Genomic DNA, 20590 nt, shown 5'->3' on the forward strand with positions numbered 1-20590 from the left:
CAATCAAGTGCACTCCTGTGAAGTTGGATGGAACCGTGGCCCTGCCACTCCAACGCTTTGTCAGGTGTGCTTTTTTCATAAAGGAGTTCTTATGTTAGATATCAAACGTATTCGTACAGACTTTGATGCTGTCGCAGAAAAACTGGCTACACGTGGTGTAGATGCTGCTGTCTTAAACGAGATGAAAGAAATCGATGCTAAACGTCGTGACATCTTGGTCAAGGTTGAAACTTTAAAAGCAGAACGTAACACAGTTTCTGCTGAGATTGCCCAAGCTAAGCGCAACAAGGAAAATGCAGATGACAAGATTGCTGCCATGCAAACTCTATCTGCTGAGGTTAAAGCCTTGGATGCTGAATTGGCAGAAATCGATGCTAAATTGACAGAATTCACCACTACTCTTCCAAACATCCCAGCTGACAGCGTTCCTGTTGGGGCTGACGAAGATGACAATGTGGAAGTTCGCCGTTGGGGTACTCCACGTGAGTTTGACTTCGAACCTAAAGCTCACTGGGATCTTGGTGAAGACCTTGGTATCCTTGATTGGGAACGTGGCGGTAAGGTAACAGGCGCTCGTTTCCTCTTCTATAAAGGTCTCGGTGCTCGTTTGGAGCGTGCTATCTATAACTTTATGTTGGATGAACATGGAAAAGAAGGCTATACTGAAGTCATCACGCCTTACATGGTTAACCACGATTCTATGTTCGGTACTGGTCAATATCCAAAATTCAAGGAAGATACTTTTGAACTCAGCGACAGCAATTATGTCCTTATTCCTACAGCTGAAGTTCCTCTGACAAACTACTACCGTGATGAAATTCTTGACGGTAAAGACCTACCAATCTACTTTACTGCTATGAGTCCATCATTCCGTTCTGAGGCTGGTTCAGCTGGTCGTGATACGCGTGGCTTGATTCGTTTGCACCAATTCCACAAGGTTGAAATGGTCAAATTTGCCAAACCAGAAGAATCTTACGAAGAATTGGAAAAAATGACAGCCAACGCTGAAAACATTCTTCAAAAACTCAACCTTCCATACCGTGTCGTTGCTCTCTCTACTGGAGATATGGGCTTCTCAGCTGCCAAGACTTACGATTTGGAAGTATGGATTCCAGCGCAAAACAATTATCGTGAAATCTCAAGCTGTTCAAACACAGAAGATTTCCAAGCCCGTCGTGCCCAAATCCGTTACCGTGATGAAGCTGATGGCAAGGTTAAATTGCTCCATACCTTGAACGGTTCTGGACTTGCAGTTGGACGTACAGTAGCTGCTATTCTTGAAAACTATCAAAATGCAGATGGTTCTGTGACCATCCCAGAAGCTCTTCGTCCTTACATGGGTGGAGATGAAGTTATCAAACCATAAAAAATAAGGTTTAGCTATTTCTAGCTAGACCTTTTTTTGTAACCAAATCAGATAAGCGCCTAATACAAAGAGCAAAATGATTAGGCAAATAACAGTTTCAGCCAGTACCAGATAATCCAGAAATGGAAGTTTCAAGATTCCCTGAGCCATTTTGAGCGAGGTAGCTGTAATAATGGTTGGGAAAGTGAGGGCTGAGAAAGCTGGTTGAAAGCCTTGTTTTAAAATATTGGGCAGGCGAGTCAAAACAAAGAAAAAGAAGGATTGGGAAGACAAAATCATAACGATTAAGAGCCAAGTCGGTAGGCTGGAACCTCCAACCCGAACCAGGGAAGCCAAGAGTAGAGAGAAAGGAGCACAATAGATTCCTTCTTGTCCAAGTAAAGCTACGGGGAGTGGTTGCTTCTTTAAATCACTATAAATAAGGGGATAGAGATAGAAGGTAAGAAGAAAACCAAAACTCAAGGTCGCATAGGCAATTTCGATGATGCCTACCAGAGGATAGGTCAAGGCAGCTACTGCTATCCCTACATAGAGAACCGTCCAGCTTGGAGTGGCACTGACTCTCTTACCTGGACAGGCAAACTTGATGGTGAAACCAGCAATTAAGGCCAAATCCAAGAGAAATGAAAACCACCAGAGCCCTTGCGCAACCAAAGGAAGATGAGGGAAGACGCGAAAGACATAAGTTGATAAAATCATCCCAGCCATGGGAAAGGTGGCCATTCCTGATAAAAGAGGGGGCTTGGTCAATTCTTGCTTGGTTTCTTTCCAATTAAAAAGATGCAGAATCAGAAAGTAAATCCATAAAATCAAACCTGTCAGACTAAAAAGATGTGACAGAACCGGCAACGTATCTAAAATAAGATTTCCAGCTCCTGCCAAACCTAGCAAACAACCAGAAAATACCAAGGGGAGTTTTTTCATCCTAACCTCCAATAATCATGTTAGTTTCAGTATAGCATAAAAGCGCTTAAATGAGGGGATAAAAAATGAAGTCCGATTATTTCAGACTTCATTTTACTCAGATAAGGATTAAGCATAAGGTTGCAATTCTGGGTTAATTGGGGTATTAGCTAGATTATTGGCATAGTTACAGAGGCTTGCTAGGCTAACACCAAGAACCACATCCAAGGCATTTTGTTGGGTGTAGCCAGCTTCTAAAAATTCACCCAAGGCTTCATCTCCTACACGACCCTTGGTATTGATAACTGCCAAAGTAAACTTAGCCAGAGTGTCTAATTTAGGATCTGTTTCGATTGGAGTACGATTGCGAAGGGCTTGCAGAAGGTCATCATTCATCTGGATTTGTTTGATGGAAAAAGCTGTGTGACCTGCCACGCAGAAAGCACAACCATTAGTTACAGCTGCCGTGATTTGCACTACTTCACGCTCAACTGGTGTCAGGCTATTGCGACGGTTGATGGCTCCGACAGTTCTGTAGGCTTCTAAGGCGGTAGGTGCATTAGCCAAGAGACCGATTAGGTTGGGAATATAGCCATTGTTATCTTTTTCTACTGTTTCAAGAACCTCTTTCACTTCTGCTGGTGCTGATTCGACTGTATGGATGGTAAATGTTGTCATCATAAAACCTCTTTTCATTTTGTTGAAACCTAGTCTATCACAGATTCTATACCGTGTATAATATATATTTTAAATTGCATCGATAAAAATTTTTTATGAAAGAAAAAAATCACACGGGCTGTGTGATTTCATTATTTGTCAAAATACTTTTTAGTCTCAGCAATAACGACTGGTGATAAAACTAAGAGGGCAATCAAGTTTGGCAGAGCCATCAAGGCATTAACGATATCTGCGATAATCCAAACCATATCCAACTCGATAAATCCTCCCAACAAGACCATGAGCACAAAGACCACACGGTAGAGCCAGATAAAGCGAACCCCAAAGAGGAACTCGAAACAACGTTCTCCGTAATAGTTCCAACCTAGAATCGTTGTAAAGGCAAAGAGCACAAGGAAGATGGTCAAAAGGGCAGGTCCAAAGTGTGAAAAGACTGTTGAGAAGGCTGACTGAGTCAAAGCTACTCCATTCAAATCACCATTCCATACTCCAGTTACCAAGATGGTCAAACCAGTCAGAGTACAGATGATGAGGGTATCAATAAAGGTTCCTGTCATGGAAATCAAACCTTGCTCTACTGGTTCATTTGTCTTAGCAGCAGCTGCTGCAATGGGAGCAGAACCCAGACCAGATTCATTTGAGAAGACACCACGCGCCACACCATTTTGAATAGCCATCCGAATGCTAGCCCCAGCAAAACCACCTACCGCAGCAACTGGACTAAAGGCTGATGTCAAGATTAAAGCGATTGTAGCAGGGAGTTTCCCGATATTAAAGAAAATAACTGTAAGAGTCCCTAAAATATAAATGATAGCCATAAAGGGAACAACAGTAGTTGAAACCTTCGAAATAGACTTGAGTCCGCCAAAGACGGCAATCGCTACTAAGACAGACAAAACGAGAGCTGTGATAGCTGGCGAAATAGTCGTTGTATTTTGGATAGATTCTGTAATCGAGTTGACTTGGGTGAAGGTCCCGATTCCCAACAAAGCTACTAGAACACCTGCCAGGGCAAAGAAGATAGCAAGTGGTCGCCACTTTTCTCCCATACCTAGAAGGATATAGTGCATTGGGCCTCCCGCTACTGCACCATGGTCGTCCTTTGTGCGGAATTTGATCGCCAAGAGCCCTTCCGCATACTTGGTAGCCATCCCAAAGAAAGCAGCCATCCACATCCAAAAAAGAGCTCCGGGGCCACCGACCTTGATAGCTGTCGCCACCCCGATAATATTCCCCGTACCAACTGTGGCTGCTAGGGCTGTACATAGTGCCGCAAAGCTGGACACATCGCCGTGCCCCTTATCCTTGATAAAAATAAGCTGGAAGGCCTTGGACAGACGCAAAACTTGTAAAAGCCCCAAACGAGCAGTGAGGTAAATCCCTGTTCCGACCAATAAAATCAAGAGGGGAGGTCCCCAAGCAAAAGCATCGATTGATTTAAGCAATTCTAACATTCTATTCTCCTATCTTTTCAACCCCAAAAGAAAGAGCACATGCAAGATACATGTACTCTGGAATGCTTAGATAAATGCTAAAAAGCGGTCTATCCTAGCTCTGTCCTTTTACCTGAGAGTTTGAGCAGTTGCCTGCCTTGCCCCTTCGGTGCCTTTACGGTCTCTCCAGAGTTCCGTCCATTTACAGTCATGGAAAATCAAACGATTCCCCACTTCTATTAAACTTCATTCGGTGTTGGTATTTAATTGATTCTTATTTTACAAAAAATGTTGGCTTTTGTCAATGTGTTTATTAGTAAAAATGAGTTCAACAGTTTTTACTTTATAAAATCTAGAATACTGCTATCCTTTAAAAGTGACAATAGTCGCACCACTGCCCCCAGCATTTTGTGGGGCATAGCCGAAACTCTTGACATGCTTGTTTCTTTGTAGGTATTTGGTGACACCTTCACGGATGACACCTGTTCCGATACCATGGATGATATCAACTTGAGCCATATTGTTAAGTAGGGCTTGGTCGATAAAGGCATCTAGCTCATTCATGGCTTCTTCATAGCGCTTGCCTCGAAGGTCCAGTCTGGCTTGAGGTCCTCGACCAGAAGTTCGTTTCACAACATTGACCTGTTTCTTCTTGACTTGCTTTTCTTGCTGGGCTTGAACGAGGTCAAATTCTTTCTCTTCTAAGGTCATCTTAATCAAGCCAACTTGGGCTTCCCAGCGGCCGTCCTTGAGTTGACTGGTCAAGGTACCTCGCTGACCATAGCTGAGCACCACGATATCATCTCCCACCTTTGGTGCTCGTTTTTTCTTGGCCTTTTGAAGGACCTTGTTTTTAGACAAGTCCACTTTTTCAGGAGCCAATTTTTTCAGTTTGGCCTTGGCTTCAATGATTTCATGGGGCTTGAGTTGCGATTTACTGTGGAGATTTTTGAGAATCTGGTCACTTTCACTTAGGGCCATGTCTACAATCTCACTAGCTTGTTCACGCGCCTTATTAAGTTCGGTTTCCTTTTCACGATTGAGCTCGTTGTAAAGTTTTTTGAGAGCACGATTCATCTTGAGATTTTCTTGCTCCACCTCACGGATATTGTCCAAGCGTTTGCGACTCTCTAGCGTCTGCTCTTCCAGTTGCTCAATAATCCGGTTGACATCATTGTCCTGATCAACCTGCTGACTGGCATCCCCTACGATAACCTCAGATAGACCTAGACGTTTGGCAATTTCAAAGGCATTGCTTCGGCCAGGAACACCCTGCATAAAGCGATAGGTCGGGCGTAGAGTTGCAGTATCAAACTCCATACTGGCATTTTGCACAAAGGCTGTCTCAATACCGTAGGCCTTGAGTTCTGGATAGTGGGTGGTCGCCATGGTCTTGACTTGACGCAGGCGAAGGTCCTCCAGAATAGCCATGGCAAGGGCGGCTCCCTCTTGAGGATCCGTACCAGCCCCCAACTCATCCAAGAGCAAGAGCGAATGCTGATTGACCTTGCCAAGAATATCCACGATATTAGTCATGTGGCTAGAGAAGGTAGACAAGCTCTGTTCAATAGATTGCTCATCCCCAATATCAGCAAAGATTTCTTCAAAAATACCAACACGACTTCCCTTATCTGCTAAAATCGGCAAACCAGACTGAGCCATAACCTGCGTCAAGCCAAGGGTTTTGAGCATGATGGTCTTACCACCAGTATTGGGACCTGTAATGACAATGGCTGTTAAATCTTGACCAAAATGGACATCATTTGCGACGGCATTTTTGACCAGTGGATGGCAGACATGGAGCAGTTGAATCTCTTGATTTTCTGATAGCTGAGGAACGACTGCTTGCCTTTCTTGGATAAAGCGGACCTTGGCACGAATCAAGTCCAGATGGCCGATAATCCAAGCATCATTGGCAATCTCAGCCGCATGAGGGCGAACACGCTCAGAAATTTCTTGGAGAATACGAAGCATTTCATAGCGCTCATCTGCTCGTAAACTGGCAATTTCTTCGCTCAGTTTGACCACCTCACGGGGTTCAATATAGACGGTATTTCCACTAGCAGAAATATCATGAACGACACCTGCAATCTTATTGCGGTAGGTGTTTTTGACAGGTAGAACCTGACGGCCATTTCTACTGGCAACGATTCCTTCTGTCAACATCTGCGCTTTTTGCTTGAGCAAATCTTGCAAGACATCGCGTACCTGACTCTCGCTATCATGGATTTTTCGACGGATGCGCGCCAATTCTTCACTGGCAAAATTTTCAATGAAACCTGCATCATTAAAGGCTTGGAGATTTCCTTGTAATTGCGGAAAATCATGTAATTTCTCAAACCAAAGGGCTAATTCTTCCAAGCTGACATTTTCCAGATTAGCATAAAAACTTTGCAGTTCTCGGCTAGCAAGAAGTACGCGCTTCAAGAGTAGGAACTCCTCGATATTGAGGTCCGCTCCCATCTCCAACCGCTTGCAGACTCCTGCGATTTCCTTGGTTGCAAGAATAGTAAAATGCGGTTGCTCGACGAAAAGAGCCTGCATTTCCTTCATCTCAGCAAAAGCCTGTTTGATTTTATCCGCTTTGGCAGTCGGAGCCAGCTGTCTCAATTGCTCCAAACCCTGCTCGGTCAACAAATGGGGTTCAAACAAAGCCTTGACCTTATTGAACTCTAATGTTTCTAATATTTTCTTATTCATCTTTATTTCCTTGTCTTTGAATGTCTAGGTGTGTTAGCTTTTTACATTCTGATAGATTCTAGTCAATCTGTAAACAAAGGGCTAGGAAAATTCCTGCCCTTTTTATCCGATTAAATTTGTCACCCAGATTTGTTTGAGCCAACTGGTTGTTACTGGTATGCTCTGGATGATGTGTTTTGCGACGATACTCTTTTCAAGAGGATTTTGTATAGCTGCCATGGGAATGGTCGCCAAGATGGTCAAGGCCATTTGCAAGACAAACAAGGTCACCAACATGGACAAGATACCTGCTGAAACTTGGAACAACTTGCCACCCAGCTTTTTACTAGGAAGTAAGTGTAACAAGAGACCAAGCAAACGACCGATGCTATAGACAATCCCAAATACAAGCAAGTAGCCGATACCTGCGTAAAAGACCTTATCCAACTGGAAAAGTTGATCCGATGGGAAAAAGAAGGTTCCCTGACCTTCCTGCGGATTTGCATAAGGGAGCAATAAGTGGAACTGCTCACCAAGCCCCTTGTAAAACTGGCCAGCCACAAAAGCCGAAGCCATGGCTGAAATCAGGTAATAAACCTGTAAGAGCAGGCCTCTCCGATAGCCGATATAGAATCCCCAAGCCAAGACCAATAGAAGAAGGAGTGAAATCATAAGGAATCCTCAATCTTGCTCTGCTCTTGCTTACAAGTCACAAGCTTGTGACGGAGTTCTTCTAACTCTTGCTCCTTATCGTCAAATTCAATCTCCCGGCTGAGCTGAGTTGACAAACAGTTGACTGCCAACAAAAGAGCAATCGTTTCATCATCTGCACTAGGCATTTGTTCTTTAATTGCTTGGTATTTTTCTGTCGCAACCTTAGCGATTTCCTCCATAAAGAGATTATCATGTTCGCTTGTCAAGGTTAATGATTTTTTCCCGAATGTAAATTTGAATCGATTTAGATTAGCCATAAAATTCACCTCACGATATTATACCAAAATTCGCTAACTTTGTCAGTTTTTACAAATTTGCCGGCTTTTGGCTTTTATGGTACAATAGAAACTATGGCAAGTATAACACTCACACCAAGCGAAAAGGAGATTCAGGCTTTTCTTGAACACTATCAAACTAGTCTGGCTCCCAGCAAGAATCCCTATATTCGCTACTTTTTACGACTACCTCAAGCTACCGTTTCTATCTATACTTCTGGAAAGGTCTTGCTTCAGGGGGAAGGAGCCGAGAAATATGCTAGTTTCTTTGGCTATCAGGTTTTAGAGGAAAACAGGGGTCAAAATTTCCCTTTGATTGGGACAGATGAGGTAGGGAATGGTTCCTACTTTGGTGGGCTTGCAGTTGTGGCTTCCTTTGTCACACCTGACCAGCATGCCTTCTTGCGAAAACTAGGTGTGGGGGATTCTAAGACTCTGACCGACCAAAAGATCCGTCAGATTGCCCCTATCCTCAAAGAAAAAATCCAGCACCAGGCACTACTTCTCTCACCAAGCAAGTACAACGAGGTCATCGGAGACCGCTACAACGCTGTTTCTGTTAAGGTAGCCCTCCATAACCAGGCTATCTATCTCCTTCTTCAAAAAGGCATTCAGCCTGAGAAAATTGTGATTGATGCCTTTACCAGTGCTAAAAATTATGACAAGTACTTGGCACAAGAGGCCAATCGTTTCAGCAATCCTATCAGCTTAGAAGAAAAGGCTGAGGGCAAATACTTGGCTGTCGCAGTTTCTTCTGTCATTGCGCGTGATCTCTTTCTGGAAAATCTTGAAAATCTGGGACGAGAACTGGGCTATCAACTTCCAAGTGGAGCTGGAACGGCTTCTGACAAGGTAGCTAGCCAGATTTTGCAAGCCTATGGTATGCAGGGACTCAACTTCTGCGCCAAACTGCACTTTAAAAATACTGAAAAAGCGAAAAAACGCTTAGAAAGGTAAGTTATGAATTCATTTAAAAATTTCTTAAAAGAGTGGGGATTGTTCCTCCTAATTCTGTCATTACTAGCTTTAAGTCGTATCTTTTTTTGGAGCAATGTTCGCGTAGAAGGGCATTCCATGGATCCTACCCTAGCGGATGGCGAAATCCTCTTTGTTGTCAAACACCTCCCTATTGACCGTTTTGATATCGTGGTTGCCCATGAGGAAGATGGTAATAAGGACATCGTCAAGCGTGTCATCGGAATGCCTGGCGACACCATCCGTTACGAAAACGATAAACTTTACATCAATGACAAAGAGACGGACGAACCTTACCTAGCTGACTACATCAAACGTTTCAAGGATGACAAACTCCAAAGCACTTACTCAGGCAAGGGTTTTGAAGGAAATAAAGGAACTTTCTTTAGAAGTATTGCTGAAAAAGCCCAAGCCTTCACAGTTGATGTCAATTACAACACCAACTTTAGCTTTACTGTCCCAGAAGGAGAATACCTTCTCCTCGGAGACGACCGCTTGGTTTCGAGCGACAGTCGTCACGTAGGTACTTTTAAAGCAAAAGATATCACAGGGGAAGCTAAATTCCGCTTCTGGCCAATCACCCGTATCGGAACATTTTAAGAAACCTAAGAGGCCGAGAATCAAGAATCTCAGCCTCTTCTTCTATCGTGAGAAGTGATTATTCACTATCCAGTTTGATTAAGATAGAAACAAAGTTATACTCAATGAAAATCAAAGAGCAAACTAGGAAGCTAGCCGCAGGCTGTACTTGAGTACGGCAAGGCGAAGCTGACGTGGTTTGAATTTGATTTTCGAAGAGTATTAACTCTCACCTATTTATGCAAAGGAATCTTATGGAAGTTTATTTTTCAGGAACCATTGAACGGATTATTTTTGAAAATCCCAGCAATTTTTATCGTATCCTCCTCCTAGAAATCGACGATACAGACGCAGAGAATTTTGATGATTTTGAAATCATTGTCACGGGCACTATAGCTGATGTGATTGAGGGAGAAGACTATACTTTTTGGGGACAAATTGTCCAGCACTCCAAGTATGGGGAACAACTGCAAATCAGCCGATATGAACGCGCAAAACCAACTAGCAAGGGCTTGGTCAAGTACTTTTCAAGTAGCCATTTCAAGGGGATTGGTCTCAAGACAGCTCAGAAAATTGTGGATACCTATGGCGACAATACCATTGACGAAATTCTGCAACACCCAGAAAAGTTAGAAGGCATCGCAGGACTATCTGCCAAAAATCGCGAGGCTTTCGTCTCAACTCTCCGTCTCAACTACGGAACGGAGATGATCTTGGCCAAACTAGCCAACTACGGCATTCCCAACAAACTAGCCTTTCAGATTCAAGACTTTTACAAAGAAGAAACCCTTGATGTGGTTGAAAATTATCCCTACCAGTTGGTCGAGGATATCAAGGGTTTGGGCTTTACCATTGCTGACCAATTAGCGGAAGAACTAGGTATCGAAAGTCAGGCTCCTGAACGCTTCCGCGCCGGTCTAGTACATAGTCTTTTTCAGGCCTGTATGGAAACAGGGGACACCTATGTTGAAGCACGGGATTTGCTGGAACAAACCCTTACCCTCCTTGAGTCTTCCCGCCCCGTGGAACTGGATCCCAGCCAAGTGGCCCAAGAACTCTCCTACCTGATTGAAGAAGACAAGGTTCAGCAGATTGATACCAAAATCTTTGACAATAGCCTCTTTTTCGCTGAGGAAGGCATCCGCAGTCACTTGGTCCGTATCCTTGAAAAAGGAAAACAGAAGAGTCATGATTTAAAAACCATTCAAAAACATATCGCTACTGTCGAAGAAGATCTGGAGATTGAGTATGATAGCATTCAAAAACAAGCTATTTGTGATGCTATCCAGAATAAGGTCTTTATCCTGACAGGTGGTCCTGGTACTGGTAAAACAACTGTTATCAATGGGATTATCGCTGTTTATACCCTCTTAGAAGGACTTGACCTCAGGAAAAAAAGTAACTTACCTATTCTTCTTGCTGCTCCAACTGGCCGAGCAGCTCGCCGCATGAATGAATTGACAGGTTTGCCTAGCGCGACCATACACCGTCATTTAGGAATGACAGGTGACGATGATACCAGTCATCTGGAGGATTATCTAGATGCTGACTTTATCATCGTGGATGAATTTTCTATGGTGGATACTTGGCTGGCCAATCAACTCTTCTCCAATATCTCTTCTAACAGTAAAATTCTCATCGTGGGGGATAGCGATCAGCTACCGTCTGTCAGTCCTGGACAGGTTCTAGCGGATCTGCTTCATATTCCCTTGATTCCTCAGACTCGCTTGGAAAAAATTTACAGGCAAAGCGAAGAATCAACCATCGTCACCCTAGCTAGTCAAATTCGACAGGGCATCTTGCCAGCTGATTTCACCCAGAAAAAAGCAGACCGTTCCTACTTTGAAATCGCTAGTGGTCATATCCCTGCTACTATTGAAAAGATTTTAGGCGCTGCCCTTAGAAGTGGTATCCCTGCTCGTGATATTCAGGTTCTGGCTCCCATGTACCGAGGGACTGCAGGGATTGATTCCATCAACCAGCTCATGCAAGACCTGCTCAATCCACCACAAAAAGACCAACTTAGTTTTGAAGCTCCCCAGTGCCACTATCGTAAGGGTGACAAGGTCATTCATTTGGTCAACGATGCTGAAATCAATGTCTTTAATGGAGATTTAGGAGCCATCACAGACCTGATTCCTGGTAAATACACCGAGTCGAAACAAGATGAGATTGTCATTGATTTTGATGGCAACGAGGCCTCTTACCCACGTAACGAATGGTACAAGATTCGCCTGGCCTATGCCATGAGTATCCATAAGTCCCAGGGAAGTGAGTTCCCTGTTGTTATCCTACCTATCACCAGTGCTAGTAGGCGTATGCTGGAGCGCAATCTCATCTATACAGCCATTACACGCGCCAAAAGCAAGCTTATCTTACTAGGTGAATTACAGGCCTTCGACTATGCTACCCAACACATCGGAACTGCCCGAAAAACCTATCTGATTGAACATTTCAGTGATCTACTAGAGAATGTTGAAGAAAAGCAACCAGCTGTCTCTGAAACAGACACATCAAACGCCTCTGAACAATCCTACATCCTGACCGAAGAAAACTGGGATAGCATCCCCGCCATGATTGGGATTACAGACGCAGACCTCAAAGAGATTTTTGGAAAATAGTGCATAAGAAAACCCACCAATTCAGGTGGGATTTTTGTTTATTAAGATTATTTAACTGTTGCTGTGCTTGTAATCAATTCAACAGCTTTTTTGATTGTGATATCATGTTTCAACATATCAGCTGAAAGCAAGTTTTGAACTTGTGCAACTTCCATGTTGTAGTCTGCTGCCAATTGCTCGATTTCTTTTTGGATTTCTTCTTCTGAAGCGTCAAATCCTTCAGCTTTGGCAACTGCTTCGATAACAAGGTTAGTCTTAGTGCGTGACTCAGCTTCTCCCTCGTATTGTTTGTGAAGGTCTTCTTGAGTAGTTCCAGTGATTTGGAAGTACATGTCAGGGTTGATACCTTGACGTTGCAAGTTTCCAAGGAATTCATTTACTGAACGGTGAACTTCTTCGTGGATCATTTCTTCTGGAAGTTCTACGATTTCAGCGTTTTCTACAGCTTTATCGATTGCTGCACCTTCTACTGCATCTTTGTAAGCTTCTTCTTTAGCAGCAGCCAATTCCTTGCGGTATTTTTCTTTCAATTCAGCAAGTGTTTCAACTTCTTCGTCGATGTCTTTTGCAAGCTCATCGTCAAGAGCTGGAACTTCTTTAGCTTTTACTTCGTGAATAGTTGTTACGAATTTAGCTTCTTTACCTGCAAGGTCTTCTGCTTGGTAGTCTTCTGGGAATGTTACGATAACATCAACAGTTTCACCAGCTGAGTGACCTACCAATTGGTCTTCGAAACCAGGGATGAATTGACCTGAACCAAGTCCAAGTGAGAAGTTTTCACCTTTTCCGCCATCAAATTCAACACCATCGATAGAACCAACGAAGTCGATGACAACAGTGTCGCCGTTTTCAGCAGCAGCTTCTTTGATAACCAATTCAGCCAAGTTGTTGCGTTCGCGTTCGATACGCTCTTCAACGTCAGCGTCAGTTACTTCTTTTTCTACATCTACTGATACTTCAAGGTTTTTGTAGTCACCCAATTTTACTTCAGGTTTTGTAACGACTTCAGCAGTGATAACCCAGTCTTGACCTTTTTCCATTGAAGTTACGTCAATTTTTGGTTGAGCAACCACTTCAAGACCAGCTTCTTTTACAGCTGCTTCATAAGCATTTGGCAAAAGAGCGTTCATAACGTCTTGGTAAAGTGACTCTTCACCAAATTTTTTGTCGAAGATAGGGCGTGGAAGGTGACCTTTACGGAAACCTGGAACATTAAGAGATTTCTTCACTGAGTTGAAGACACGGTCCAATTCTGGTTTGATTTGGTCTTGAGAGATAGTGAAAGTCAAGACACCACGGTTTGTTTCTTTGTTTTCAAATGATACAGACATTCTGTCATTTCTCCTTAAAATTTTTTAAATACAGTCTATTATAACATAAATGGACGACTTTTTTCAAGTAATGAATGCGCTCTTCAATCACTCTAGAGGGACTTGCTCGCTTCTTTGATGCTAAGGTCAGCCATTCTTTCCTTGTTTTTCTCAATGAAGCCTGCTACCCAAGTTGGATTGGTTTTGGAGTAGTCTCTTAGAGCCCAGCCAATGGCTTTATTGATAAAGAATTCTGTTTGGTTCAAATTATGAAGCAGAATCTTTTTCAGTAATTGAACATTGGTCTTCTCTTTTCTTAACAACTGGTGGTCAATAGCGACTCGTCTCAGCCAGATATTGTCTGATAGGCTCCATTTTAAGATTATTTCTTCTAGTTCAGGGTGGTCATACACCAAACTCCCTACTACTCGATCTAGGATATCTACGGTATCCCACCAGGATTTTGTGACGACTAACCGCTCAAGCTTAGGTAAATCGTTCTCCGTTAGATAAGACTGCATTGCTTTCAAATAATTAGCAGCCACATATTGGTATTCTCTAGGCTCCTTTCTCCAGCAAGTATCTACAAAATTCCAGTCGATAATCTTTGTTTTTTTCGCTTTTGGAAAGTATTTTTTATAGAGTGCATTTCTTTCAGGAGCCGCAATACCTAGGAAGAAAAATTGAGGGCGCATATAGGCTTCCATAGGCCCTGCATTTTTTGAATCTCTTGCTGCTTCTAGCTCAACAAGTAAATCTGTTAGACTCATCTAAAACTCCTCATGCCCCACCAAGTGGTGCTGAAAGGCATAGACTGCAGCCTGGGTACGATCGCTGACTTCAAGTTTGGCTAGGATATTGGACACATGGGTCTTGACCGTCTTGAGAGAGATAAAAAGTTCATCTGCGATACGCTGATTTTCGTAGCCCTTGGCGATGAGTTGGAGAACATCTCGCTCACGCGCAGTCAGGTCCTCATGTAGTTCTATGTGATTGCGGTGGTATTCGACTTTTTTGCTGACCTCTTGCTCAATGGCCAACTCCCCAGCAGCCACCTTACGGACAGCATGGAGCAGTTCGTCGGCACTAGAAGTCTTAAGCATATAGCCACGAGCACCTGCATCTAAGACGGGCATGATTTTTTCATTGTCCAAATAAGAGCTCACAATCAAAATTTTGGCTTCAGGCCATTCTTTGAGAATAGCTAGAGTCGCGTCAATCCCATTCATCTCAGGCATGACAATATCCATGACAATGACATCTGGACGCAATTCCAAGGCTAAGTCAATGCCTTGAGATCCGTTTGTAGCCTCACCCACAACTTCTACATCATCTTGGAGGTCAAAGTAGCTTTTCAAGCCCAATCGAACCATTTCGTGGTCATCTACTAGTAAAATTTTCATCTTTACTCCTTTATCATTCCTTATCGAGCAGGGGAATACGAATATCAACTGCCAGCCCTTGCTTGGGAGCTGTCAATAACTGAACCGTCCCTGCAATATCTTCAACCCGCTCCTTGATATTGCGTAGTCCATAACTCAAGTCATCTAAACTCCCTAACTGGAAACCAATCCCATTGTCCACCACCTTCAGTTGCAATTCAACATCCGTCTGATAGAGATAGACATCCAAACAAGAGGCCTGGGCATGACGGAGGGTATTGCTGATCAACTCTTGCAGGATGCGGAAGATATGCTCCTCGATTTTCTTAGGCAATTTCGTTACATTATGCTTGAAACTAACCTTGAGATCACTCTTGTCCTCAAGCTCTTTTAAGAGGATTTGGATTCCCTCAACCAGACTCTTCTGCTCCAGTTCAACTGGTCGCAAATGCAAGAGCAAGACCCGCAAATCCTTCTGGGCGGTTTCTAAAATAGCTGTGACACTCTGCAACTGGATTTGCATCTTTTCTCTATCCAATTTCAAAGCCTGCTGGCTGATACCTGACAAAATCATGTGGGCCGCAAACAACTCCTGACTGACTGTATCATGCAAATCCCGAGCAATCCGCTTCCGTTCTTTCTCGATGATTTCCTCTTCCCGAGAAAGGCTGTGATTTTCAGCCTTTTGAAGAGCCTCTGTCAAGAGGTTAAGTTTACCTGACAAGGACTTGAAACTGGCATCCAAATCTGGATCTGCAACCTGAACCACTTCTTGCCCTGCCAACAAACGCTTGAGATTAGTCTGCATTTTTCTTAGAGAAAGTTCTTCAATACCTCGCCAAAATAAGGCTAAGAGACAGGTCATGGACATGCTGAACACCAACAATAAAAAGATAAATTTTTCTGTTTTTTCGACATCATGCAAGAAAATAGACCAGTCAAAGTCAAGGATTTCCAGCAAGCTGTGGGAGAAAAATAAGACAAACAAGATGGAGGTGAGAGCAATGATTATATAAGCTTGTTTTTTCATCCTCTGACCACCTCCACATCGCCAATCATAGTGGTCAAGAAAATCTTGACACTCTTGTTACTCTTAAGATAGTCTCTTGTTTCCTGATGATAGTGTTCATTGCGGAGGGCTCGCTTGGGCTGATTGAAAAAAGTCAAATCACCATAGAGACAGTTAACGCTGAGACTGACTTCCACATCTACAGGTACGATGATTTTGGTCGTTCCTACCATCTTTCTGAGGATAATGACATTATCGTGATTAGTTAAGATGACCCTCTCCAGATGAATGGTGTCCTTGCCCATGAGACGAAAGAGATTGATATCATCAAACTGGCAAGTCTGGTAGCTTGAAAAATGATGGAGATTCCCAAACCAACGATTTTTCTCCTTCTTAACCGTCACGACCTCTTCAAAAACCAAATTGGTCTGCTCTTTTTCCTGGTTCATCATCGGATAAAGAAGAAAGAGGCTATAGATGACCGCAACAAAAATAGCTAGAATCACAAAAGGATTGAGCATGACGATGAAAAAGAAGAGAATGGTTGCCACTACTAAAAGAAGGTTATTGCCCTCTTTACCAGTGTAATAGCGAATCAAAAGCAAAAAGAGGAATAGAATCAGCAGAAAACGCGAAAAATGCTCTGATACCATCAAAATCAGAGCTCCCGTCAACAGACAGGCTTCGATAAATAAAAAGATTTTAAATTTTCTCATAGGTTCATCCTCTCCCTTCTATTTTATCACAATTCAAAAAAGTCACCTCGGTCTGAGGATGGAAAAAAGGCGATGGTTACGCCTTTTTCATCTGATCCTTTGCTTCTTTTAATTTTCCATAAAGAAGATAGTCTACTTTTTGCAAATCTGCTATGGTGGCACAATTAAGGGCACACATGATCAAGCGTAGATCTGCTTTCCAGCCTTGGATAATCCCGATCACTTCTTCAACTGAATAGGTTTCAACCAATTCCAGAACTGTTCGAGACAGGCCTACAGCCTTGGCACCAAAGACCAAACACTTAATCATATCCAGCGGATTCCGAACGCCTCCACTGACCAAGAGTTCGACCTTGTCTTTCCAGTCTTGGGCATTGATAAGGGCCTGCATGGTAGACTGGCCCCATTGATTGAGATAATCACGCTGACCACTGCGACGGTTTTCAATATAGGCAAAGCTGGTACCGCCACGACCTGATAGGTCAAAGGTTCGAACGCCCAATTCATAGGCTCTCTCGATGGTCTTGGCATCCATTCCAAAGCCCACTTCCTTGAGGACAATCGGAACAGGAATTTGCTTGCTATAATCTGCTAGATGCGATTGCCAGCTTCTAAACGTTCTTTCTCCCTCTGGCATGAGTAATTCCTGCATGACATTGACATGCACTTGTAGGAGAAGAGGATTCATTTCTTCTACAGTCTGAAGACCTAACTCGACAGGCTTGTCCAATCCAATATTGGTTCCAAGGAGGAGATTTGGATGGCTAGACTTGACAGAAAAAGAGTCATCTGTTGAATCTTTGAGGGCTGCGCTATAAGATCCCGTCACAAACAAAATCCCACAGGCGTCCGCCACCTGAGCTAGTTTTTGATTGATTTCTTTACCTTTTTCACTCCCACCCGTCATGGCATTGATATAGAAAGGAAAATCCCACTTTCGTCCAGCAAACTCTGTCGACAGATCGACTTCATCCAGGTCGTAAAGAGGCAAGGAAGAATGAATCAACTCCACCTCATCAAAGCTATTATAGGAACTTTTCTGCTCAAGGGCATAGCGGATGTGCTCATCCTTACGATTTGTCGTCATGTCCTATCCTTTCTTGGTATAAGAGCTCAATCCCCAGATCGGCCCAACGGTTTTTTAGGGTTTCAGTTGATTGCTCATCAAAACTCAAGGCAATACCACAATCACCACCACCAGCGCCACTACTCTTAGCAACAGCCTGCAAATCTTGACTGGCTTCTTTCAACTGTCTAAGCGAAGGCGTGTAAATATCTGCGCTCAAGCCTTCTAAGAGCTTGCTGGCCACTTCTACTTGCTCGATAATTTTTTCTGATTTCCCCTGTTCCAAGGCTTCTACCAAAGAAACCACCGTTTCTTTTGAGGAACTTAAAAAATTCTGATTGATATTTTGCTTGACTTGCTGGACCATGTGACTCGATACAGCCACTTCCTTGGTCCATCCCACTAGGAAATCACATTCTAAAGTTGGTTCCACTTGCGAAATTGAAAAGCCCCAATCACGCTCTAAAACAGTCGCTAAGTTTTCTTCTTCCAACCAAGCAGCCACCTTCTGGCGATCAAATGACTGGTAAAGAACCAATTCCTCTGCCACAATACAGGCAAGGTCCCCCATAGAACCATTGTCTCCGCGCTTGAGCAAGACCGCGCTAGCCAGCTTGAACAAGAGCTCCTGATCAACCGAAAGCTTATACAGAGCCAGTAAAGCCTTGACAACCAAGACAACGACGCTACCGCTAGAACCTAGACCAAACTTTTTCCCTTCTCTTTCCATTTTTCCTCGGATTTCTAGAGAAAAAGGTTTTAAAGTTTGACCTCGATAAATCAGGAAATCTTCCACTAAAGCAATCGTTTCTTGAATCAAGCTGTAGTCAGGATTCGGCGTCAAATCCACTGCGAAATCAAACATATCTGAGTAGATACGGTAACTATCAGAAAAAGCAATCTCGCCCTTCATATAGATAGGAATGGCCTTTATCAAGGCTAACTGCCCTGGCTCTAAAATAGCATATTCGCCTGCCCAATAGAGTTTTCCGCAAGTTTTAACAGCAATCATCTTGGCTCAAATCCTTTGTTTTTGACACAATCAAGCGATAACGTTGACCGAAGATTTCTGATAAATGCTCCAAGTCTTTCTCCTGACAGAGAACCTTGACATTGGGACCAGCATCCATGGTAAAGTAGCAAGCTTCTCCTTGCTCACGAAGCTGGCGGACAAAGTCCATGGCTTCATAGCTTGCATCCGTCAGATAAGAAAAGGCTGGTGATGCTGTTTTGGTCGTAGCGTGCATAGCCAGAGCATTTTTCTCCGTTAATTCCCCAACCTTAGCAAAGTCATTTTCCTTGAGATAAAGCAGCATATCCTGATAATCCTTCTCAGACTGACGAACCCAGTCGTCAAAAGTCGTCGAAGTTTCCACACAGAGTTTCATCCCGTCACGGCTAGAAATTGGTTTTTTCTTGTCCTCTAGCACCAACATAATCATAGCTAGTTTCAAGTCTGTCTCTACAGGGTAAATTTCTCCGCTATCCTTATCCCAAGCACCTAGTGGTCCATAAAAACTCCGAGAGGAAGAGCCTGAGGCAAACTTAGCCTCCTGTGCCAACTGGCTCCGAGTCAATCCAAGCTTGAAATAAGCATTACAAGCCTTGACCAGGGCGGACAAACCACTGGAACTTGATGACAAGCCCGCTGCGGTAGGCATATTGTTTTGAGTGTCAATACGAACAAAACCCTCACCATCTGGACGGTAGCGGTCAATAATCTTACTCATCTTGGCATGCTCAGCCTCATTTTGTAGCTGACCATTGATATAAAAGGCATCAGCAGTCGCATCCGTCGGTAGAGGCGACAAGGTCGTCTCTGTGTACATGTTTTCCAAAGTCAGAGAAATACTGCTAGTAGCAGGCACCATCTCCTTTTCTTTTTTCTTTCCCCAATATTTGATAATAGCAATATTTGCGTAGGAACGTACTGTTACAGGCTCTCTATCCATGTCTGAACAGCTCCTTTCTCTTCTAATCTTTCTGCTAGTTCTTGAGCTTGAGTCAAATTGGTTGCCAAGGCTATGATACAGCCTCCAAGCCCACCACCACTCATCTTGGCCCCCAGAGCACCATGGCTAAGAGCCGTTTCAACCAAAGAGTCTGACTCAGAGCTACTGACTCCAATTTCTTTTAAATGTAAATGCGCTTGACTGAGGATTTGTCCCAATCCTTCAGCATCTTTTTGTGAAATCGCATCTTCTGCCTGCTGGGTCAATTCGCCCAAAGCATGCAAAAACGGTAGGGCATCCTTGCCCTTGTTTTGAACCACTTGAATAGCTTCACGAGTATGGCCATAAACACCCGTATCGGCAATCACCAAATAGGCAGATAAATCCATCTCAAGCTCTGTAAATCCTACATTCTTAATAAATCGAATAGGCTGGTCACTGAGACAGGTCTTAGCATCCAAACCACTAGGATTCATATGGGCAATCATTTCAGCCCGATTGACCAAGACTTCTAGTACATCATGAGGCAGTTCTGCCTGATAGTAGTCAAATACCGCACGAATGGCCGCTATGCTGATAGCTGCTGACGAACCCATTCCCCGCTTCTCAGGGATAGCTGAGTCAATCTCACAGCGAATGCAGGCTTCTGTGATATCCAAATACTCCAGTGAGGCATACACCGCCATGGACAAGGTATCCTCCTCATAAAGACGCCAAGGACTCGCTGCAGGAACTACCTTACAAGTCACCTCCACCTCCAAAAGAGGCAGGGAAATAGCCGGATAACCGTAAACGACTGCATGCTCCCCTATTAAAATAATCTTACTATGTGCCTGACCGACACCAATATTTTTTGTCATTTTTTCCTTTTACTAGACGAAAAAGCCGTCTCATTTTTTCATACAAGTATTTATTCTCTCCAATCTATTTTA

The 20590-nt window shown here is 43.4% G+C and carries 19 protein-coding genes and 1 riboswitch; of the genes, 4 read left to right on the forward strand and 15 right to left on the reverse strand.

All coding sequences use genetic code 11. The features are described from left to right. The first annotated feature begins 91 nt into the window (after window positions 1-91). On the forward strand, window positions 92-1366 hold the full coding sequence (gene serS, locus OCF95_RS05310; protein ID WP_261105028.1) for a serine--tRNA ligase: 1275 nt from the start codon (window positions 92-94) through the stop codon (window positions 1364-1366). Window positions 1367-1390: 24 nt separating this feature from the next. Here the strand turns inward: serS and OCF95_RS05315 are convergent, their stop codons facing one another. The 6 genes from OCF95_RS05315 to zapA form a co-directional block, all read right to left on the reverse strand. Further along, on the reverse strand, window positions 1391-2290 hold the full coding sequence (locus OCF95_RS05315; RefSeq protein WP_261051081.1) for a TDT family transporter: 900 nt from the start codon (window positions 2288-2290) through the stop codon (window positions 1391-1393). 108 nt (window positions 2291-2398) lie between these two features. Then, window positions 2399-2947, reverse strand: a complete 549-nt coding sequence (locus tag OCF95_RS05320; protein WP_033686525.1) for a carboxymuconolactone decarboxylase family protein — start codon at window positions 2945-2947, stop codon at window positions 2399-2401. Between the two features lie 131 nt (window positions 2948-3078). Then, a complete protein-coding gene (locus OCF95_RS05325) occupies window positions 3079-4401 on the reverse strand; it encodes an alanine/glycine:cation symporter family protein (RefSeq protein WP_261105030.1) in 1323 nt (440 codons plus the stop codon). A gap of 90 nt (window positions 4402-4491) precedes the next feature. Beyond that, window positions 4492-4580: riboswitch (glycine riboswitch) on the reverse strand. A gap of 163 nt (window positions 4581-4743) precedes the next feature. Continuing rightward, window positions 4744-7080: an endonuclease MutS2 gene (locus OCF95_RS05330; RefSeq protein ID WP_261105031.1), complete on the reverse strand. Its 2337-nt coding sequence runs from the start codon at window positions 7078-7080 to the stop codon at window positions 4744-4746. A gap of 102 nt (window positions 7081-7182) precedes the next feature. Next, window positions 7183-7731 (reverse strand): CvpA family protein, encoded by a 549-nt coding sequence (locus tag OCF95_RS05335; protein ID WP_049493013.1) that lies wholly within the window; start codon window positions 7729-7731, stop codon window positions 7183-7185. Further along, entirely contained in the window at window positions 7728-8030 is a 303-nt protein-coding gene (zapA, locus tag OCF95_RS05340) for a cell division protein ZapA (protein WP_000002019.1), read from the reverse strand. Before zapA ends, OCF95_RS05335 begins: the two co-directional genes overlap by 4 nt. A gap of 93 nt (window positions 8031-8123) precedes the next feature. Between zapA and rnhC the strand changes: the two genes are divergently transcribed. The 3 genes from rnhC (at window position 8124) to recD2 (ending at window position 12223) form a co-directional block, all read left to right on the forward strand. Then, the gene (rnhC, locus tag OCF95_RS05345) at window positions 8124-9005 is read left to right on the forward strand and encodes a ribonuclease HIII (RefSeq protein WP_261105032.1); all 882 of its coding nucleotides are present in this window, start codon (window positions 8124-8126) and stop codon (window positions 9003-9005) included. 3 nt (window positions 9006-9008) lie between these two features. Next, window positions 9009-9623, forward strand: a complete 615-nt coding sequence (lepB, locus tag OCF95_RS05350; RefSeq protein WP_004245100.1) for a signal peptidase I — start codon at window positions 9009-9011, stop codon at window positions 9621-9623. A 233-nt stretch (window positions 9624-9856) separates the two neighbouring features. Next, window positions 9857-12223, forward strand: coding sequence for an SF1B family DNA helicase RecD2 (gene recD2, locus OCF95_RS05355; protein ID WP_261078187.1), 2367 nt, complete (start codon window positions 9857-9859; stop codon window positions 12221-12223). 47 nt (window positions 12224-12270) lie between these two features. On the opposite strand, the gene tig is transcribed toward recD2, so the two are convergent. The 9 genes from tig to mvk form a co-directional block, all read right to left on the reverse strand. Next, window positions 12271-13554: a trigger factor gene (gene tig / locus OCF95_RS05360; protein WP_049502069.1), complete on the reverse strand. Its 1284-nt coding sequence runs from the start codon at window positions 13552-13554 to the stop codon at window positions 12271-12273. 92 nt (window positions 13555-13646) lie between these two features. Further along, window positions 13647-14303, reverse strand: a complete 657-nt coding sequence (locus tag OCF95_RS05365; protein ID WP_049502070.1) for a DNA alkylation repair protein — start codon at window positions 14301-14303, stop codon at window positions 13647-13649. Continuing rightward, the gene (locus OCF95_RS05370; RefSeq protein WP_049502071.1) at window positions 14304-14936 is read right to left on the reverse strand and encodes a response regulator transcription factor; all 633 of its coding nucleotides are present in this window, start codon (window positions 14934-14936) and stop codon (window positions 14304-14306) included. A gap of 13 nt (window positions 14937-14949) precedes the next feature. After that, window positions 14950-15945 (reverse strand): envelope stress sensor histidine kinase LiaS, encoded by a 996-nt coding sequence (locus OCF95_RS05375; protein ID WP_261105033.1) that lies wholly within the window; start codon window positions 15943-15945, stop codon window positions 14950-14952. Continuing rightward, entirely contained in the window at window positions 15942-16640 is a 699-nt protein-coding gene (gene liaF / locus OCF95_RS05380; RefSeq protein ID WP_001224652.1) for a cell wall-active antibiotics response protein LiaF, read from the reverse strand. The genes OCF95_RS05375 and liaF overlap by 4 nt, the downstream gene beginning before the upstream one ends. A 76-nt stretch (window positions 16641-16716) precedes the next feature. Continuing rightward, the gene (gene fni, locus OCF95_RS05385; protein ID WP_261105034.1) at window positions 16717-17727 is read right to left on the reverse strand and encodes a type 2 isopentenyl-diphosphate Delta-isomerase; all 1011 of its coding nucleotides are present in this window, start codon (window positions 17725-17727) and stop codon (window positions 16717-16719) included. Beyond that, complete coding sequence (locus tag OCF95_RS05390; RefSeq protein ID WP_261105035.1) at window positions 17711-18718, reverse strand: phosphomevalonate kinase; 1008 nt, start codon at window positions 18716-18718, stop codon at window positions 17711-17713. The genes fni and OCF95_RS05390 overlap by 17 nt, the downstream gene beginning before the upstream one ends. Beyond that, window positions 18705-19658, reverse strand: a complete 954-nt coding sequence (gene mvaD, locus OCF95_RS05395) for a diphosphomevalonate decarboxylase (RefSeq protein WP_247932569.1) — start codon at window positions 19656-19658, stop codon at window positions 18705-18707. Before mvaD ends, OCF95_RS05390 begins: the two co-directional genes overlap by 14 nt. Continuing rightward, window positions 19640-20518 (reverse strand): mevalonate kinase, encoded by an 879-nt coding sequence (gene mvk, locus OCF95_RS05400; RefSeq protein WP_261105036.1) that lies wholly within the window; start codon window positions 20516-20518, stop codon window positions 19640-19642. Before mvk ends, mvaD begins: the two co-directional genes overlap by 19 nt. Window positions 20519-20590: the final 72 nt, after the last annotated feature.

The sequence above is a fragment of the Streptococcus mitis genome (genome assembly GCF_946188615.1).
In the GTDB taxonomy this organism is placed as follows: domain Bacteria; phylum Bacillota; class Bacilli; order Lactobacillales; family Streptococcaceae; genus Streptococcus; species Streptococcus mitis_BZ.

Coding starts and splice junctions, on each gene's coding strand:
- liaF (WP_001224652.1), bottom strand. CDS start 16,640: ATGAGAAAATTTAAAATCTTTTTATTTATCGAAGCCTGTCTGTTGACG.
- lepB (WP_004245100.1), top strand. CDS start 9,009: ATGAATTCATTTAAAAATTTCTTAAAAGAGTGGGGATTGTTCCTCCTA.
- zapA (WP_000002019.1), bottom strand. CDS start 8,030: ATGGCTAATCTAAATCGATTCAAATTTACATTCGGGAAAAAATCATTA.
- fni (WP_261105034.1), bottom strand. CDS start 17,727: ATGACGACAAATCGTAAGGATGAGCACATCCGCTATGCCCTTGAGCAG.
- OCF95_RS05370 (WP_049502071.1), bottom strand. CDS start 14,936: ATGAAAATTTTACTAGTAGATGACCACGAAATGGTTCGATTGGGCTTG.
- tig (WP_049502069.1), bottom strand. CDS start 13,554: ATGTCTGTATCATTTGAAAACAAAGAAACAAACCGTGGTGTCTTGACT.
- rnhC (WP_261105032.1), top strand. CDS start 8,124: ATGGCAAGTATAACACTCACACCAAGCGAAAAGGAGATTCAGGCTTTT.
- OCF95_RS05335 (WP_049493013.1), bottom strand. CDS start 7,731: ATGATTTCACTCCTTCTTCTATTGGTCTTGGCTTGGGGATTCTATATC.
- OCF95_RS05325 (WP_261105030.1), bottom strand. CDS start 4,401: ATGTTAGAATTGCTTAAATCAATCGATGCTTTTGCTTGGGGACCTCCC.
- OCF95_RS05315 (WP_261051081.1), bottom strand. CDS start 2,290: ATGAAAAAACTCCCCTTGGTATTTTCTGGTTGTTTGCTAGGTTTGGCA.
- OCF95_RS05365 (WP_049502070.1), bottom strand. CDS start 14,303: ATGAGTCTAACAGATTTACTTGTTGAGCTAGAAGCAGCAAGAGATTCA.
- OCF95_RS05390 (WP_261105035.1), bottom strand. CDS start 18,718: ATGATTGCTGTTAAAACTTGCGGAAAACTCTATTGGGCAGGCGAATAT.
- mvk (WP_261105036.1), bottom strand. CDS start 20,518: ATGACAAAAAATATTGGTGTCGGTCAGGCACATAGTAAGATTATTTTA.
- OCF95_RS05320 (WP_033686525.1), bottom strand. CDS start 2,947: ATGACAACATTTACCATCCATACAGTCGAATCAGCACCAGCAGAAGTG.
- serS (WP_261105028.1), top strand. CDS start 92: ATGTTAGATATCAAACGTATTCGTACAGACTTTGATGCTGTCGCAGAA.
- OCF95_RS05330 (WP_261105031.1), bottom strand. CDS start 7,080: ATGAATAAGAAAATATTAGAAACATTAGAGTTCAATAAGGTCAAGGCT.
- mvaD (WP_247932569.1), bottom strand. CDS start 19,658: ATGGATAGAGAGCCTGTAACAGTACGTTCCTACGCAAATATTGCTATT.
- recD2 (WP_261078187.1), top strand. CDS start 9,857: ATGGAAGTTTATTTTTCAGGAACCATTGAACGGATTATTTTTGAAAAT.
- OCF95_RS05375 (WP_261105033.1), bottom strand. CDS start 15,945: ATGAAAAAACAAGCTTATATAATCATTGCTCTCACCTCCATCTTGTTT.